This window comes from Hydrogenophaga sp. (assembly GCF_018780075.1).
GTDB lineage: Bacteria > Pseudomonadota > Gammaproteobacteria > Burkholderiales > Burkholderiaceae_C > Hydrogenophaga.
Window position 1 is genome coordinate 1 of the sequence record NZ_JADMKB010000166.1, and the last position, 16097, is coordinate 16097.

Sequence of the window (16097 nt, forward strand, 5' to 3'; positions counted from 1 at the left end):
CTCGTTGGGCTCATAACCCAAAGGTCGCAAGTTCAAATCTTGCCTCCGCAACCAATCCGGAACTGACCAGAGTTCCTCAACAAAGCCCGCTTTAAGCGGGCTTTGTTGTTTCTGCTTGGTAGCAGATGGGGCTTGTGGTGCGCCCCGTGTTGCTGCAAATGGATCAGCGCTTCAATCCGGCAGCACCGCCGTCACCTCGATCTCCACCTTGGCGCGCGCTTCCACCAGTCGACTGACTTCCACGCAGGTCATCGCCGGGAAGTGTTTGCCCATCACGTCCCTGTAGGCCGAACCGAGTTCGCGCAGACGGGTGTTGTATTCGTCGCGGTCGGTGATGTACCAGGTCATGCGGGCCATGTGCTCGGGCCCGGCACCGGCGCTGGTCAGCACGGCGTGGACGTTCTGCAACGCCTGCTTGGTCTGGTGAATGAAGTCGTCGCTTTCGAATTCCTGAGCGGCGTTCCAGCCGATCTGGCCGCCCACGAAAACCAGGGTTCCGCGGGCGGCGATGCCGTTGGCGTAACCCTTGGGGGTGGCCCAGCCGGGCGGTTGCAGTTTTTGCATGGTGTGCTTTCTTGGTGCCTTCAGGCGTTGGTGTCGATGGCCATCTTGCGAAGCGCAAAGCGCTGAAGCTTGCCGGTCTCGGTGCGCGGCAGGGCGGTCACAAACCGCACCTCGCGCGGGTACTTGTAGGGGGCCAGCGTGTGCTTGACATGGTCCTGAAGAACCTTGATCTGGGCGTCGTCGCCGGTCTGTCCTTGTTTGAGCACCACGTAGGCCAGGATCACCATGCCGCGCTCGTCGTCCGGGCGCCCGACCACGCCGCATTCGGCCACCGCGGGGTGCTGCAGCAGAGCCGCCTCCACCTCCGGACCGGCCACGTTGTAGCCGGCGGTGATGATCATGTCGTCGGTGCGGGCCTGGTAAACGAAGTAGCCGTCTTCGTCCTGGCTGAAGGCGTCGCCCGGGAAGTTCCAGCCGCCCTGCACGTACGCCCCCTGGCGCGCGTCGTCGAGGTACTTGCAGCCAGTCGCGCCTTTGACCGCCAGACGGCCGACCTGACCACGTGGCAGCTCGTCACCCTGCTCGTTGACGATCTTGGCCAGGTAGCCGGGCACCACCTGGCCGATCGCGCCGCGCTTCACAGACTCGGGCGGCGAAGAGATGAAGATGTGGAACATTTCAGTGGCGCCGATGCCGTCGAGCATCTCCAGGCCGCTCGCCTCTTTCCAGAGCTGGCGCGTGGCGTCGGGCAAGCCCTCGCCGGCGCTGACGCTGATGCGCAGCCGCCCGATGCCATGCTGTTTCGCGAACGCGGCCATCTGGCGGTAGAAGGTGGGCGCCGTGTAGCAGATGGTGGCGCCCACCTGGCCGATGAGCTTGACCATGGCCTCGGGCGTGTAGGGAATGCCAGGGAAGTAGACCGAGGCGCCGGCCCACATGGGGAACACCAGCAGGCCGCCCAGACCGAAGGTGAAGGCCAGCGGAGGCGAGCCCATGACGATGTCGTCCGGCGTGGCGCGCAGCACGTGGCGCGGCCAGGTTTCGCATGCGGCCAGCACGTCGCGGTGCGTGTGCACGGCGGCCTTCGGGCTGCCGGTGGTGCCGGAGGTGAAGGCCAGCAGGGCGATGTCATCGGCGCTGGTGGGGCAGGGGGCGGCCTGGTCGCTGGCGTGGCGGGCCAGCACTTCGAGCGAACCGCCGAGCACCACGGCCGCGTCGCCGGTGTTGAACAAGCGCAACGGAAGGCTTGCCGTGTCCGGACTTTGTGACAGGGCCGCCTTGAGCTCGTCCTGCAGTTTCACGTCGCACAGCGCCGCTGAAGGCTTCGACTTGTCGATGATGGCCTTGAGCTCGGTGGCGCGCAGCAGCGGCATGGTGGCCACCGCGATCAGCCCGCTCTGCACCACGGCCAGCCAGGCCAGCGCCATGGCGACCGAGTTGCCGCCGCGCAGCAGCACGCGGTTGCCAGGTTGCAGACCCATCTGGGCCAGCACATTCGCGATGCGGTTCACCTCGGCGCGGGCCTGTGCGTAGCTCAGCGTGCGCTCGTCGCTGCGCAGGAACGGTCGATCGGCGTGGCCGCTGGCCACCGCGCGATCGAACAGCGCCTGCACCACGTTGAGCTGCGCGGGGATCTGTTGCAGCTCGGGCAGGTCGTAGCGCAGCTCGGGCCACAGGTCCGGTGGCGGCAAGCGGTCGTGGACGAACCGATCAATTTGAGCGGAGGGCATGGGAATCTCCTGCGTTCGATAAAGCCAAGGTGTTGGAGCGAAGTGCTTTTGAGCCGCACACACCCCAGAACCGGCTTTGCCGGGCCTTCGGTGCGGTTCCCCTCTCGGGGGAAAGATGGGACGCGGCGCAGGGGGTCATCTCAACGCCTGTTTGCCCAGGATGAGCAGCTGCACCTCGCTCGCGCCTTCGTAGATGCGCAGCGAGCGGATGTCGCGGTACAGGTGTTCGATCACATTGCCCACCTGCACGCCGCGGCCGCCGAACATCTGCAGCGCCATGTCGATGACCTTCTGCGCGTTCTCGGTGGCGGTGAGCTTGGCACTGGCCGCTGCGGCGGTGTAGGCGGGTGTGCCGGCGCCACTGGCGCTGCTGCAGTCGCGTTGCCAGGCGGCGCGGTAGGTGAGCAGGGCGGCGGCGTCGATCAGCGCGCTCATCTCGCCCAGCTTCGCCTGCGTGAGCTGGAAGTCGGCCAGGGTCTGCCCGAACATCTTGCGGCTTTTCGCATGGACCACCGCCTCGGCAAAGGCGCGGCGCGCCATGCCCAGCGCAGCGGCGGCGACCGAGGCGCGGAAGATGTCCAGCGTCTGCATGGCGAGCTTGAACCCGCCGTTGACGTTGCCGACCAGCGCACCCTGGCCCACGGTGCAAGCGGTGAAGGTGAGCGTGGCCAGCGGGTGCGGCGCCATCACCTGGATGTGGGCGCTGCTGTCCAGGCCCGGCGCGTCAGCGTCGACGATGAAGGCGCTGATGCCGCGCGCGCCCGCACCCGGATCGGTCTTGGCGAACACCACGTAGAAGTCCGCCATGCCGCCGTTGCTGATCCAGGTCTTCTGGCCATTGAGCTGCCAGCCGGTGGCCGTCTGCGTGGCGCTCAGGGCCATCGCGGCGACGTCGGAGCCGGCATCGGGTTCGCTCAAGGCAAAAGCCGCGATGTTCTCGCCGCTGGCCACGGCGCGCAGGTAGCGCGACTGCTGGGCGGGCGTGCCCGCGAGCGTGATCGCGCCGCTGCCCAGGCCCTGCATGGCGAAGGCGAAGTCGGCCAGCGGCGAGTGAAAGGCCAGGGTCTCGCGCAGGATCACCAGCGCGCGCGAATCGAGCGCGGGCAGCGCACCACCGTGGGCTTCGGGCACGCAGTAACGCAGCCAGCCGGCGGCTCCCAGCCGCAGCACCCAGTCCTTGCAGGCGGCGCGGTCGTCGGTTTCGTCCACGCGCTGCTCGCGTGCCCAGGCGACGAGTCCGTTGGCCAGTGCGCGGTGCGCGTCGTCGAAGAACGGCAGTTCGAGGTGCGCGGTCGGCGCCAGCGCGCCGTGCGGGTGGGGGTGTTCAAAGGCAACCATGGCGTGTTCCTTCAGTCGCCTTCGAAGACCGGGCGCTGCTTGGCCGCAAACGCCTCGTACGCGCGCCGGAAGTCCTGCGTCTGCATGCAGATGGCCTGCGCCTGGGCCTCGGCTTCGATGGCCTGGTCCAGCGTCATGGCCCATTCCTGGTGCAGCATGGTCTTGGTCATGCCGTGCGCGAAGGTCGGGCCCTGCGCGAGTTGCGCGGCGAGCTTGTGCGCCGCGGGCAGCAGCGCGGCGCTCTCGTGCAGCGCGTTGAAGAAGCCCCAGGCCTGGCCTTCCGCCGCGGTCATGGCGCGGCCGGTGAACAGCAGTTCGCTCGCGCGGCCCTGGCCGATCATGCGCGGCAGCAGGGCGCAGGCACCCATGTCGGCGCCGGCCAGGCCGACGCGGGTAAACAGGAAGGCGACCGTGGCCGAGGGCGTGCCCAGTCGCAGGTCGGAGGCCAGCGCCATCATCGCGCCGGCGCCGGCACACACGCCGTCGAGCGCGGCCACGATGGGCTGCGGGCAGGCGCGCATGGCGCTGACCAGCGCGCCCGTCATTCGGGTGAACGCCAGCAGCTCGGGCATGCTCATTTTCGTGAGCGGGCCGATGATCTCGTGCACGTCGCCGCCCGAACAGAAGTTGCCGCCCGCGCCGGTGAGCACCACGGCCTTGATGTCGGTGGCGCGCTGCAGGCCAAGGAACCAGTCGCGCAGTTCGGCGTAGGAGTCGAAGGTGAGCGGGTTCTTGCGCTCGGGGCGGTTCAGCGTGAGGGTGGCCACGCCGTCGGCGACGCTGAGGGCGAAGTGCCTGGGGGTGACGCCGGCCATCGCGCTGTATTGGGCGCGCATGGGGTTGTGGTCGGGGATGGGGTGTTTCATGTGGGGGTCACTCCGCCTCGGAGTCCATGCGTTGGTTGATGTCGAGTTGGTGTTGTTTGACCTTGCCCAGCAACTTGTGCAGCTGGTCCAGGTCGCGTGGCGACAAGCCCTCGAAAGCGCCGACGATCCACTGCTCGTGCTGCGTGGCCATGTGCTCGAAGGCGCTGCGACCCTGGGGTGTGAGGCGCACCTGAAAGGCCCGGCGGTCGCCCTCCACGGCCATGCGCTCCACCAGGCCTTCGGCCACCAGCTGGTCGGTGATGCCGGTGACGTTGCCGCCCGTGACCATGAGCCGGTGCGACAGCTCCTTCATCTTCAGACCGTCGGGGTGGCGTTCGAGCTGCGCCATCAGGTCGAAGCGCGGCAGGGTGGTGTCGAACTGCTCGCGCAGGCCGGCGCGCACGCGCTTTTCGATCAGCTGCGAGCAGGTGAGCAGGCGCAGCCAGAGGCGCAGTTCCTGCGCGTGTTCGCTGTGGGCGCGGGCTTCGAGGTCGAGGGTCATGTGGCTTCTGCCGGGTCGGTGGCGGTGGGTGCGGCCAGCAGGCTCTGCTGGCGCGCGATCTCGCGGTACAGCTGGTCGCGACCGCTCAGGTAGGGCAGGGGCCAGTCCACCGCTCGGGTCTGCAGCTTGGCGGCTTCGTGCAGCGTCCAGGCCGGGTCGGCGAGGTGCGGGCGGGCGACGGCGCAGAGGTCGGCTCGGCCGGCGCCGATGATGCTGTTGGCGTGGTCGGCCTCTTGAATAGCGCCCACCGCCATGGTCAGGATGCCGGCCTCGTTGCGCACGCGGTCGGCGAACGGCGTCTGGTACATGCGGCCGTAGACCGGCTTGGCGGCGCGCGTGGTCTGGCCGGAGGACACGTCGATCACGTCGCAGCCGGCGGCTTTGAACATTCGCGCCATGTCGACAGCGTCGTCGGGCGTGTTGCCGCCGGGCGCCCAGTCGTGCGCGGAGATGCGCACGCTCATGGGCCTGTCGGCTGGCCACACCGCGCGCATGGCCGCAAAGACCTCCAGCGGGTAGCGGCAGCGGTTTTCGAGCGAGCCGCCGTACCCGTCGGTGCGCTGGTTGGTGAGCGGGCAGATGAAGGCCGAGAGCAGGTAGCCGTGGGCGGCGTGCAGCTCCAGCCAGTCGAAGCCGGCGGCGGCGGCGCGCTGGGTGGAGGCGACGAACGCGGCGGTCATCGCCTCCATGTCGGCGCGGGTCATCGCCTGGGGCACCTGATTCTGTTCGCCATAGGGCACGGCGCTGGCCGAGAGCAGCGGCCAGTTGCCTTGGGCGAGCGGCTCGTCGGTGGTCTCCCAGCCGAGCTGAGTCGAACCCTTGGGGCCGCTGTGGCCGAGCTGGATGCCGATCTTGGCGCTGCTGTTGCCGTGTGCAAAGTCCACGATGCGCTGGAAGGCGGCCTGCTGAGTGTCGTTCCACAGGCCCGGGCAGCCGGGGGTGATGCGGCCTTCGGGCGTCGGGCTCGTCATCTCCACCATCACCAGCGCCGCGCCCCCCACGGCGCGCGCGCCCAGGTGCATCAGGTGCCAGTCGCCCGCCACGCCGTCGGTGGCCTTGTACTGCGCCATGGGCGAGACGACGATGCGGTTCTTCAGCTCCACGCTGCGCACCTTCAGCGGCAGCAGCATGGGCGGCGTCGGGTGCTTCTTGGGCGCGGTGCCTGGCACGGCCTGGGTCTGCAGCCAGGCCTCGTAGCCCTCCAGCCACTTCGCGTCGCGCAGGCGCAGGTTCTCGTGGCTGATGCGCTGGCTGCGCGTGAGCAGCGAGTAGCTGAACTGCTGGATGTCCATGCCGGTGTAGCGGTCGACGTTCTCGAACCACTCGGTGGAGTTGCGCGCCGCGTTCTGGATCTTCAGCACCTCGACACTGCGGCGCGCTTCGTAGCCCTGCAGCACGGCGGCCGTGTCGGCGTTGGCGTGGCGCGTGAACTCGTCGGCCAGGTCGATCGCGTCTTCCAGCGCGAGCTTGGTGCCGCTGCCGATGGAGAAGTGCGCGGTGTGCGCCGCGTCGCCCATGAGCACGATGGGTGTGCGCCTTGCCGCGCGATCCGGCGCCGGGCCGCCCCAAGCCGGATCAGCCCCCTCGAGGGGCAGCGACCCGCGCAGCGGCGGAGCGTGGGGGGCAGGAATCTCCTGCCAGTGCACCCAGGTGTGGCAGATCACGCGCGGGAAGCGGATCCAGTTGGCCGAGCCGCGCAGGTGCTTGGCGTTGCTGATCAGGGCGTTGCCATCCAGGTACTTCGCGAACAGCTTTTCACAGAACGCCACGCCGTCTTCCTGGCTCATGTCCTCGATGCCGTGTGCCTTCCACACGTCTTCGGGCGTCTCGACGATGAAGGTCGAGGTCTCGTCGTCGAACTTGTAGGCGTGGGCCTGGAACCAGCCGTGTTGCGTCTGTTCGAAGGCGAAGGTGAAGGCGTCAAAGGTTTTCTTCGTGCCCAGCCAGACGAAGCGGCACTGGCGGGTGTCGATGTCGGGCTGGAAGCTGCTTTCATAGCGCGTGCGGATGCGGCTGTTCAGGCCGTCGCTGGCGATCACGAGGTCGGCGTTGTACTGCTGCGCCAGTGCCTGGTCGTCGGTCACGTCGGTCTCGAACACCAGGTCCACGCCGAGGGCCAGGCAGCGTTCCTGCAGGATGTTGAGCAGGCGCTTGCGCCCGATGCCGATGAAGCCGTGGCCACCGGAGCGCACGCGGCCGCCCTTGTAGAACACCTCGATGTCGTCCCAGTGGTTGAAGGCGTCCGCCATCTGCTGGGCCGACTCCGGGTCGGCCTTCTTCAGGTTCTGCAGCGTCTGGTCCGAGAACACCACGCCCCAGCCGAAGGTGTCGAACGGCCGGTTGCGCTCGACCACCGTGACGGTGAGCGAGGGGTCGCGCCGCTTCATGAGCAGCGCGAAGTACAGGCCCGCCGGGCCACCACCGATGCACAGGATGCGCCGCAGCGCGGGGGTTGAAGTGTTCATGCTTGATTAGTTTAGGCCTGAAATATATTCAACCAACCGGGTAAACCCGAACCGCGTTGACGGAACCGGTATCTTCTGGGCGCCCGCGGTGCAAGAATGAACCCATTCAACCTAGGAGTTCCACATGTCCCTGTACCGATTCAAGTCCCGAGAAACGGGCGACCTCGTGATGCTCCAGCCCACCGGCAAGCGCATCCTTGAAATCCTGGGCAAAGACCCCGCGGGGCCCGGCATCCTTCAGCCGGCCGAGTTTCCCGGTGCGGTCGACGCGCTGCGCGAGGCCGCGGTGGTCGAAGAAGCCCTGCAACAACGCCTCAAGGAAGAGGCCCGGGCCAAGGGCGAGCCCGAACCGGAGTTCGAGACGGTCAGCCTGCGCATGCGTTGTGCACCCTTCATCGAAATGATGCAACGCTGCCAGACGGCGGACGTGGCGATCGTCTGGGGCACCTGACCCCCCGGGCAAGGGTCAACGGCCGCTCGGCAGGCACAAAAAAGCCGCCCGAGGGCGGCTTGATGGGTGATGTGTGCCCGACCGGGCACGGGCGCCCGGGTGTCAGTCGGCGAACTGGCCCGCGGCTTCGATCACCGCCTTCAGCTTGGTGATCTCGCTGGTCACAAACGCCTTGTGGCCCGCCGGGGTCACGCGGCTGTCGGTCACGACGATGGCGCCGAGTTCATTCTGCTTCTTGACGAACTCGGGGTCTTTCAGCGCGACCTGCAGGGCGTCGTTGAGCTTCTTCTGCACGTCGGCCGGCGTGCCCTTCGGGGCGTACATGGCGTGCCAGATCGTCAGGTTGAAGCCCTTGAGGCCCATTTCCTGCAGCGAGGGGTAGTCCTTGAGCAGCTTGTGGCCCGACAGCGGCTTGGCGGTGGTCACCGCGAAGGCCTTCACGCGGCCGGCTTCGATCTGCGCCGTGGTGTTGGTGGTCTGGTCGCACATCACGTCCACCTGGCCGCCCAGCAGGTCGTTCATGGCCGGGCCCGTGCCGCGGTAGGCGATGGTGGTCATGGACTTGTCCAGCTTCATCGCCGACTGCCACATCAGGCCGCACAGGTGGGAGGCGGAACCCAGGCCGGCGTGGGCCAGGTTGAGCTTGCCGCCGTTGGCCTTGATGTAGTTCTCGAAGTCGCGGTAGGTGGCGGCGGGCAGCTTGGGTGCGCCCAGCAGCGTCATGGGCACATCGTTGATCATGCCGAGGTACTCGAAGTCCTCCAGCGGCTTGTAGGGCAGCTTGCGGTACAGGCCAACCGTGGCGGCCATGCCGATGTGCCAGACCAGCAGGGTGTGGCCGTCGGGTGCGGCGCGGGCGACCTTGGCGGCGCCAATGGTGCCACCGGCACCGGCCGCGTTTTCCACCACCACCGTGGCGCCGCCCAGGGGCTTGCGCATGGCTTCGGCCAGCTGGCGCGCGACGAGGTCGGTCGGGCCGCCGGCGGCGAAAGGCACCACGAGGGTGATGGGCTTGCTGGGGAAGGCTTGGGCAAAGGCACCGGCCGAGACGGCGGCGGTCAGTGCAAGGGCCAGGATCTTTTTCATGCGGTTGCTCCTAGGGTGGATGTTCGACGTTGCATGGTAGCCCTCAAATCCGGACCTGAAATGGCGGTAATTACGTAGCCGGGCACAGGGGAAAACCCTTTCGTGACAGGTGTTTGCGCCAGATCAACGGTAGCTGCGGGCGTCCTCGATCACCTTGCCGTCGTTGGGCAGGCTGCCCGGACGCACCACCTGCACCTGGCCACGCAGTTTGGTGACCTCGCGCATGGCCGCTTCGATCTGTTCCCGAAGCCCTTCGCCCACGTCGCTGGCCTCCACCTGCAGGCACATCTGGTCGTTCGCCATCTCGCCGCTGACGACCAGGCGGGCCTTGTGCACCTGTGGAAAGCGCTTGGCGATGTCGGCCACCTGGGCCGCGTGCACGAACATGCCCTTGATCTTGGTGGTCTGGTCGGCGCGGCCCATCCAGCCCTTGATGCGCGGCGCGGTGCGGCCCGTGGGGCAGGTGCCTGGCAACACAGCCGAGAGGTCGCCGGTGCCGAAGCGGATCAGCGGGTAGGCCGGGTTGAGGCTGGTCACGACCAGTTCGCCCACTTCACCTTCGGCCACCGGGTCGCCCGTGCCAGGGCGCACGATCTCGACGATCACGCCTTCTTCCAGCACCAGGCCCTCGCGCGCCGCGGTCTCGTAGGCCACCAGGCCGAGGTCGGCGGTGGCGTAGGTCTGGTACACGTCCACGCCCTGCTCCTTGAACCAGGCCGTGAGGCTGGGGGGGCAGGCCTCGCCACCGACCGAGGCCTTGGTCAGGCTGCGGACGTCCGCACCGGTGTCGCGGGCCTTCTCCAGCAGGATGCGCAGGAAGCTCGGCGTGCCGGTGTAGCCGTTGGGCTTGAGGTCCACCATGGCTTCGAGCTGCTGCTCGGTCTGGCCGGTGCCGGCCGGGAACACGGTGCAACCCACGGCGTGCGCGCCCGACTCCAGGATGAACGCGCCCGGCGTCATGTGGTAACTGAAGCTGTTGTGCACCAGCTCGCCGGAGCGAAAGCCGGCGGCGAACAGGGCGCGGCCGGCGCGCCAGTAGTCCTTGCTCGCGCCTTCGGGTTCGTAGATCGGGCCGGGGGACGCGAAGATGCGCGACATCGCCGGCCCGCGCAGCAGGGTGGAAAAACCACCGAACGCATCGTGCTGCCGCTTGGCCTTCTGGCGCTCCAGCAGCTCGCTCTTGCGCGTGACCGGGATGCGGGTCAGCGCGGCGCGGCTCTGGATGCCCGAGACATCGATGTCCCGCAGGATGTCGGCGAACGCCGCGCTGTTCTGCTTGGCGTGCGCCAGCTGACCCGGCAGCGCGGCCATCTGAGCGGCTTCGCGATCGGTGGGTGAACGGGTTTCCAGGCGGTCAAAGAAGTCGGTCATGGCAGCAGCGACAAAGGGTGGAGGGAGGTGTCTTGAACCAAGAACGCGGTGGAACCGGCTTTGCCGGGCCACTCGCGTTGCCCCCTTGAGGGGGTGACGCCGCAGGCGGCGCGGGGGTGCTCGCTACGCGAGCCACCTTTTCCTGCGCTTGTAGCTCTTCACGTCCTTGAACGACTTGCGTTCACCGCCGCCCATGCCGAGGTAGAACTCTTTCACGTCCTCGTTGTTGCGCAGATCGGCGGCCAGGCCGTCCATCACGATGCGGCCGCTTTCCATGATGTAGCCATAGTCGGCGTACTTCAGCGCCATGTTGGTGTTCTGCTCGGCCAGCAGGAAGGTGACCTTTTCCTTGGTGTTGAGGTCTTTCACGATCTCGAACACCTCTTCCACGATCTGCGGCGCCAGACCCATCGAGGGCTCATCGAGCAGCACGACGTTGGGGTTGGCCATCAGCGCGCGGCCGATGGCGCACATCTGCTGCTCGCCGCCCGAGGTGTAGGCCGCCTGCGAGGTGCGGCGCGTCTTCAGGCGCGGGAAGTAGTTGTAGACCTTCTCCAGGTTGCGCGCGATCTCGGCCTTGTCGGTGCGCGTGTACGAACCGGTCATGAGGTTTTCTTCGATGGTCAGGTGGGCGAAGCAGTGGCGCCCCTCCATCACCTGCACCACGCCGCGGTTCACCAGATCGGCGGGCGTGAGGTTTTCAATGCGCTCGCCGCGCAGCTCCACGCTGCCCTTGGTGACCTCGCCTCGCTCGGCCTTGAGCAGGTTGGAAATGGCGCGCAGCGTCGTCGTCTTGCCCGCGCCGTTGCCGCCCAGCAGCGCGGCGATCTTGCCTTCGGGCACGTTGAGCGAAACGCCCTTCAACACGAGGATCACGTGGTTGTAGATGACCTCGATGCCGTTGACGTTGAGAACAATGTTGGGAGTCGTCATGGTGTGTTCCTTGGGAGCCATTCGAAAGACCGAGCGAGCTGGTCTTTCGAATGGCGGCTGAAGTCAGCCGCCGCAAACCCGCCGCCAGCGAGGTGACCCATCAAGGGACACCGCGGAACCGGCTTTGCCGGGCCGCAGGTGTCGCCCCCTTGAGGGGGTCGCGCGAAGCGCGGCGGGGGGGGCTTAGCTCTGGCAGTCGGCCGGTGCGCGTCGGGTCAGCTTCTTCTCGGCGGCGTACTTGTCCGCAGCGGCCTTGACCATGGGCTTGAGCACCTGCTCGTCGGCCTGGAGCCACTCGCTGGAGAACTGCCACTTGGCACCGTCCCAGGTGTGCACGCGGGCCCAGTTGGCGCCCATGTGGTCCTGGCAGCTGGTGGAGATCGGGCGCAGCACGCCCTTGAAGCCCAGCGCGTCCAGCTTGGGCTGCGTCAGGTTCAGGTTCTCGTAGCCCCAGCGGGCCTGCTCACCCGTCACGACCTTGCCCTTGGCAAAGCGCTCCTGCGCGGCGCGCACGCCCTCGACCGCGAACATGGCGCTCATCAGGCCGCGCATGTACAGCACGTCGCCGACTTCTTCCTTCGGTCCGGTGCCCTGGCCCTTGTCGTGCAGCTTGGCCAGCACTTCCTTGACCACGTCCGCGCCCTTTTCGGTGCCGTGCTGCATGGTCACGGCGTTGTAGCCCTTGGCGCCCGCGCCCACGTCCTTCACGTCCGGCTCGGCGCCCGCCCACCACACGCCCCACATCTTTTCACGCGGGTAGCCGGTGGCCTGCGCTTCCTTCAGGGCGGTGGAGTTCATCACGCCCCAGCCCCACAGCATCACGTGGTCCGGGCGCTGCTGGCGCACCTGCAGCCAGGTGGCCTTCTGCTCGACGCCAGGGGCGGTCACGGGCAGCAGGCTCAGCTGGAAGCCCAGTTGCGCGGCGCGTTCCTGCAGCAGGGGAATCGGCTCCTTGCCGAACGGGCTGTCGTGGTAGACCAGCGCGATCTTCTTGCCTTTCAGCTTGTCCATGCCGCCTTCTTTCTTGGCGATCTGCTGGACCAGCGCGTCGGCCGCCACCCAGTAGGTGCCGGCAATCGGGAAGTTCCACTTGAACACGCCACCGTCCGACGACTCGCTGCGACCGTAGCCGGCCGTGATGAGGGGGATCTTGTCGTTGGGCGCCTTCTCGGTCAGGGCGAACGTGATGCCGGTCGACAGCGGCTGGAACACCGTGGCGCCCTTGCCCTTCAGGCGTTCGTAGCACTCCACGCCACGGTCCGTTGCGTAGCCGGTTTCGCACTCCTCGAAGCTCAGCTTCACGCCGTTGATGCCGCCGCGCGCGTTCACCAGCTTGAGGTAGTCCACATAGCCGTTGGCGAACGGCACACCGTTGGGCGCGTAGGCTCCGGTGCGGTACACCAGCACCGGGAAGAACTGCTCCTTGGCTTGCGCCATGGCAGCGGTCGACACCAGCGCACCCGAGAGGGCGGCACAGGCCATGGACACGGAAAGAACCAGGTTACGCACTTTCATCATTTGTCTCCTAAAAGAACAAGTCATACACACACAGAAAACCATCACTCAAAAACACAACTGCAACCGGAGCACGTGCACTGGCCAGAGCTCCCGTGGAACCGGCTTCGCCGGGCCACAGGGAGCGCCCCCCTCCCAGGGGGCTGAGGGCCGCGGCTCCGAACCTGCCTGCGCAGGTTTGGACAGCCCGAAGAAGCATGGGCTCTGTCCCATGCTGCGGCCAGCAGGGCGTGCGAAGCGGCGCAGGGGGTAGCCATCCATCAATGCGGGAAGGGCCACAGGCGAAGCTTCTGTTTCGCAATGCTCCAGAGCTTCGCCAGGCCATGGGGTTCCACGATCAGGAACCACACGATCAGCGCGCCGAACACCATGAACTCGGTGTGCGACACGGTCGCCGTGGAAATCTCCACGCCGAACAGCGAACCCAGCGCGGGCAGGAACTGGTTCAGGAAGATGGGCAGCACCACGATGAAGGCGGCGCCGAAGAAGCTGCCCATGATCGAGCCCATGCCGCCGATGATCACCATGAACAGCAGCTGGAACGAGCGGTCGATCGAGAAGGCCGCCGGTTCCCACGAACCGAGGTGCACGAAGGCCCAGAGCGCGCCCGCCACGCCCACGATGAAGGAGCTGACCGCGAAGGCGCTGAGCTTGGCGTACATCGGGCGGATGCCGATCACGGCCGCGGCCACGTCCATGTCGCGGATCGCCATCCACTCACGGCCGATGGCCGAGCGCACCAGGTTCTTGGCCAGCAGGCCGAACACCACCAGGAAGCTCAGGCAGAACAGGTACTTCTGCACCGGCGTCTCGATCGGCATGCCGAACACCTGCATGTTGGACACCGACACCGAGCCCGAGGCGTTGTTGTTGGTGAACCAGCCGATGCGCAGGAAGGCCCAGTCGCAGAAGAACTGCGCGGCCAGCGTGGCCACCGCGAGATAGAGGCCCTTCACCCGCAGGCTGGGGATGCCGAAGAACATGCCCACCAGCGTGGCGAAGAAGCCGCCTGAGAGCAGGGCGATGATCAGCGGCATGCCCTCGATGCGGATGTAGGTGTTGTAGGCCATGTAGGCGCCCACCGCCATGAAGGCGCCCGAACCCAGCGAGATCTGGCCGCAGTAACCCACCAGGATGTTCACGCCCAGCGCGGCCAGCGCCAGGATCAGGAACGGGATCAGGATGGCGCGGAACAGGTACTCGTCCACCAGGAACGGCACGCCGATGAAGGCGAACGCGATCAGCGCGAGGATGGCCCAACGGTCCTGCGCGATCGGGAAGATCTGCTGGTCGGTGCGGTAGGAGGTCTTGAATTGACCGTTTTCACGATAGAACATCTTCTTCTTCCTTAGACGCGGTCAATGATCTTCTCGCCGAACAAACCCTGCGGCCGGAACAGCAGGAACACCAGCGCCAGCACATACGCAAACCAGATCTCGATGCCGCCACCGACCATGGGGCCGAGGTAGACCTCGGAGAGCTTCTCGCCCACGCCGATGATCAGGCCGCCGATGATGGCGCCGGGCACCGAGGTGAGGCCGCCCAGGATGATCACGGGCAGGGCGCGCAGGGCCACCGTGGTGAGCGAGAACTGCACGCCCAGCTTGGAGCCCCAGATGATCCCGGCCACCAGCGCGGTGATGCCGGCCACGAACCAGACGATGACCCAGATGCGGTTGAGCGGGATGCCGATGGACTGCGCCGCCTGGTGGTCGTCGGCCACGGCGCGCAGGGCGCGGCCGGTGCTGGTCTTCTGGAAGAACAGCGACAGCACGACCACCAGCAAGGCCGCCACGCAAGCGGCATAGACATCCTCCAGGTTCACCAGCACGCCGCCTTCGAACATGCCCTCGAGCAGAAAGATCGGGTCTTTGGGCATGCCGACGTCGATCTGGTAAATGTCCGAGCCGAAGATGGTCTGGCCCAGGCCGTCGAGGAAGTAGGTGATGCCCAGTGTGGCCATCAGCAGCGTCACGCCTTCCTGGTTCACCAGGTGGCGCAGCACCAGCCGCTCGATCAGCCACGCGAGCACGAACATGCACGCCGCCGCGACCACGAACGCCAGCACGTTGCCCAGCAGCTTGTTGTCCATCCCCAGCCATTGCGGAATCCACTGGGAAAAGCGGGCCATGGCCAGCGCCGCGAACAGCACCATCGCGCCCTGCGCGAAGTTGAAGACGCCCGAGGCCTTGTAAATCAGCACAAAGCCCAGCGCCACCAGCGAATACAGCATGCCGGCCATCAGGCCGCCGAGGAGAGTTTCTAGAAAGAAAGCCATCTTGTTGTCTCCGTGTTCAGTGGCTCGTACCGAGGTACGCGCTGATGACTTCTTCGTTGTTGCGCACCTCTTCGGGCGTGCCGTCGCCGATCTTCTTGCCGTAGTCGAGCACCACCACACGGTCGCTGATGTCCATCACCACGCCCATGTCGTGTTCGATCAGCACGATGGTGGTGCCGAACTCGTCGTTCACGTCGAGGATGAAGCGGCTCATGTCCTGCTTCTCTTCGAGGTTCATGCCGGCCATGGGCTCGTCGAGCAGCAGCACCTGCGGCTCCATCGCCAGGGCGCGGCCCAGGTCCACGCGCTTTTGCAGGCCGTAGGGCAGCTGGCCCACGGGGGTCTTGCGGAAGGCCTGGATTTCCAGGAAGTCGATGATGTGTTCGACGAACTCGCGGTGCTGCTCTTCTTCGCGCTGCGCCGGGCCGATGCGCAGCGCCTGCAGGAAGAGGTTGCTTTTGATGCGCAGGTTGCGGCCGGTCATGATGTTGTCGATCACGCTCATGCCCTTGAACAGCGCCAGGTTCTGGAAGGTGCGGGCGATGCCCATCTCGGCCACCTGCCGGCTGTTCATGTGCTTGAAGGTCTGGCCGCGGAAGCTGATGCTGCCTTCCTGCGGCTGGTACACGCCGTTGATGCAGTTGAGCATGGAGCTCTTGCCCGCGCCGTTGGGGCCGATGATGGCGCGCACCTCATGCTCCTTCACGTTGAAGGAGATGTCGGTCAGCGCCTTCACGCCGCCGAAGCGCAGGCTGATGTTTTGAACGTCCAGAATGACGTCGCCGATTTTTTTCGTGCTCATGCCGCTGCTTTCACGGGTGCAAAAGTCTTCGCGTCGCGCACCTGCAGCGTGGCGCTCACGCTGCCGGTGCGACCGTCTTCGAACTTCACCTGGGTTTCGATGTACTGCTCGGTCTTGCCGCTGTAGAGGGCGTCGATCAGCGCGCTGTATTTGTCGGCGATGAAGCCGCGGCGGACCTTGTTGGTGCGGGTGAGTTCGCCATCGTCGGCGTCCAGCTCCTTGTGCAGCACCAGGAAGCGGCTGATCTGGCTGCCGG

The 16097-nt window shown here is 66.6% G+C and carries 14 protein-coding genes and 1 pseudogene; 1 reads left to right on the forward strand and 14 read right to left on the reverse strand.

The features are described 5' to 3' along the window. Positions 1 to 171: 171 nt before the first annotated feature. From IV088_RS24585 to IV088_RS24610, 6 genes are all read right to left on the reverse strand, one after another. Positions 172 to 564: a RidA family protein gene (locus IV088_RS24585; RefSeq protein WP_291107254.1), complete on the reverse strand. Its 393-nt coding sequence runs from the start codon at positions 562 to 564 to the stop codon at positions 172 to 174. 20 nt (positions 565 to 584) lie between these two features. Continuing rightward, entirely contained in the window at positions 585 to 2234 is a 1650-nt protein-coding gene (locus IV088_RS24590) for an AMP-binding protein (protein WP_291107257.1), read from the reverse strand. Positions 2235 to 2369: 135 nt separating this feature from the next. After that, entirely contained in the window at positions 2370 to 3572 is a 1203-nt protein-coding gene (locus IV088_RS24595) for an acyl-CoA dehydrogenase family protein (protein ID WP_291107260.1), read from the reverse strand. A gap of 11 nt (positions 3573 to 3583) precedes the next feature. Beyond that, on the reverse strand, positions 3584 to 4438 hold the full coding sequence (locus IV088_RS24600) for an enoyl-CoA hydratase family protein (RefSeq protein ID WP_291107263.1): 855 nt from the start codon (positions 4436 to 4438) through the stop codon (positions 3584 to 3586). Positions 4439 to 4445: 7 nt separating this feature from the next. Further along, the gene (locus IV088_RS24605; protein ID WP_291107266.1) at positions 4446 to 4940 is read right to left on the reverse strand and encodes a MarR family transcriptional regulator; all 495 of its coding nucleotides are present in this window, start codon (positions 4938 to 4940) and stop codon (positions 4446 to 4448) included. Further along, the gene (locus tag IV088_RS24610; protein ID WP_291107269.1) at positions 4937 to 7405 is read right to left on the reverse strand and encodes a bifunctional salicylyl-CoA 5-hydroxylase/oxidoreductase; all 2469 of its coding nucleotides are present in this window, start codon (positions 7403 to 7405) and stop codon (positions 4937 to 4939) included. The genes IV088_RS24605 and IV088_RS24610 overlap by 4 nt, the downstream gene beginning before the upstream one ends. Positions 7406 to 7529: 124 nt before the next feature. Here IV088_RS24610 and IV088_RS24615 point away from each other — a divergent pair, with 124 nt between their 5' ends. Next, positions 7530 to 7856: a DUF1840 domain-containing protein gene (locus IV088_RS24615; RefSeq protein ID WP_291107272.1), complete on the forward strand. Its 327-nt coding sequence runs from the start codon at positions 7530 to 7532 to the stop codon at positions 7854 to 7856. 102 nt (positions 7857 to 7958) lie between these two features. On the opposite strand, the gene IV088_RS24620 is transcribed toward IV088_RS24615, so the two are convergent. From IV088_RS24620 to IV088_RS24655, 8 genes and pseudogenes are all read right to left on the reverse strand, one after another. Further along, a complete protein-coding gene (locus IV088_RS24620) occupies positions 7959 to 8942 on the reverse strand; it encodes a tripartite tricarboxylate transporter substrate-binding protein (protein WP_291107275.1) in 984 nt (327 codons plus the stop codon). Between the two features lie 123 nt (positions 8943 to 9065). After that, positions 9066 to 10313: a phenylacetate--CoA ligase family protein gene (locus IV088_RS24625; RefSeq protein ID WP_291107278.1), complete on the reverse strand. Its 1248-nt coding sequence runs from the start codon at positions 10311 to 10313 to the stop codon at positions 9066 to 9068. Between the two features lie 123 nt (positions 10314 to 10436). Further along, entirely contained in the window at positions 10437 to 11246 is an 810-nt protein-coding gene (locus IV088_RS24630; protein WP_291107281.1) for an ABC transporter ATP-binding protein, read from the reverse strand. Between the two features lie 183 nt (positions 11247 to 11429). Beyond that, complete coding sequence (locus IV088_RS24635) at positions 11430 to 12761, reverse strand: ABC transporter substrate-binding protein (RefSeq protein WP_291107284.1); 1332 nt, start codon at positions 12759 to 12761, stop codon at positions 11430 to 11432. 260 nt (positions 12762 to 13021) lie between these two features. Continuing rightward, on the reverse strand, positions 13022 to 14098 hold the full coding sequence (locus tag IV088_RS24640) for a branched-chain amino acid ABC transporter permease (RefSeq protein ID WP_291107287.1): 1077 nt from the start codon (positions 14096 to 14098) through the stop codon (positions 13022 to 13024). An 11-nt stretch (positions 14099 to 14109) separates the two neighbouring features. Next, positions 14110 to 15039 carry a branched-chain amino acid ABC transporter permease gene (locus IV088_RS24645; protein WP_291107290.1) on the reverse strand — a complete coding sequence of 310 codons (930 nt, stop codon included), beginning with the start codon at positions 15037 to 15039 and terminating at the stop codon, positions 14110 to 14112. Positions 15040 to 15055: 16 nt separating this feature from the next. Further along, the gene (locus IV088_RS24650) at positions 15056 to 15841 is read right to left on the reverse strand and encodes an ABC transporter ATP-binding protein (RefSeq protein ID WP_291107293.1); all 786 of its coding nucleotides are present in this window, start codon (positions 15839 to 15841) and stop codon (positions 15056 to 15058) included. After that, positions 15838 to 16097 (reverse strand): annotated as a pseudogene (locus IV088_RS24655) (long-chain fatty acid--CoA ligase); the annotation flags it as partial. The gene IV088_RS24650 and the pseudogene IV088_RS24655, both read right to left, overlap by 4 nt.

Bases quoted from the DNA above. Each gene is read 5' to 3' on its own strand.
- IV088_RS24585 (WP_291107254.1), bottom strand. From the start codon at position 564: ATGCAAAAACTGCAACCGCCCGGCTGGGCCACCCCCAAGGGTTACGCC.
- IV088_RS24590 (WP_291107257.1), bottom strand. From the start codon at position 2,234: ATGCCCTCCGCTCAAATTGATCGGTTCGTCCACGACCGCTTGCCGCCA.
- IV088_RS24595 (WP_291107260.1), bottom strand. From the start codon at position 3,572: ATGGTTGCCTTTGAACACCCCCACCCGCACGGCGCGCTGGCGCCGACC.
- IV088_RS24600 (WP_291107263.1), bottom strand. From the start codon at position 4,438: ATGAAACACCCCATCCCCGACCACAACCCCATGCGCGCCCAATACAGC.
- IV088_RS24605 (WP_291107266.1), bottom strand. From the start codon at position 4,940: ATGACCCTCGACCTCGAAGCCCGCGCCCACAGCGAACACGCGCAGGAA.
- IV088_RS24610 (WP_291107269.1), bottom strand. From the start codon at position 7,405: ATGAACACTTCAACCCCCGCGCTGCGGCGCATCCTGTGCATCGGTGGT.
- IV088_RS24615 (WP_291107272.1), top strand. From the start codon at position 7,530: ATGTCCCTGTACCGATTCAAGTCCCGAGAAACGGGCGACCTCGTGATG.
- IV088_RS24620 (WP_291107275.1), bottom strand. From the start codon at position 8,942: ATGAAAAAGATCCTGGCCCTTGCACTGACCGCCGCCGTCTCGGCCGGT.
- IV088_RS24625 (WP_291107278.1), bottom strand. From the start codon at position 10,313: ATGACCGACTTCTTTGACCGCCTGGAAACCCGTTCACCCACCGATCGC.
- IV088_RS24630 (WP_291107281.1), bottom strand. From the start codon at position 11,246: ATGACGACTCCCAACATTGTTCTCAACGTCAACGGCATCGAGGTCATC.
- IV088_RS24635 (WP_291107284.1), bottom strand. From the start codon at position 12,761: ATGAAAGTGCGTAACCTGGTTCTTTCCGTGTCCATGGCCTGTGCCGCC.
- IV088_RS24640 (WP_291107287.1), bottom strand. From the start codon at position 14,098: ATGTTCTATCGTGAAAACGGTCAATTCAAGACCTCCTACCGCACCGAC.
- IV088_RS24645 (WP_291107290.1), bottom strand. From the start codon at position 15,039: ATGGCTTTCTTTCTAGAAACTCTCCTCGGCGGCCTGATGGCCGGCATG.
- IV088_RS24650 (WP_291107293.1), bottom strand. From the start codon at position 15,841: ATGAGCACGAAAAAAATCGGCGACGTCATTCTGGACGTTCAAAACATC.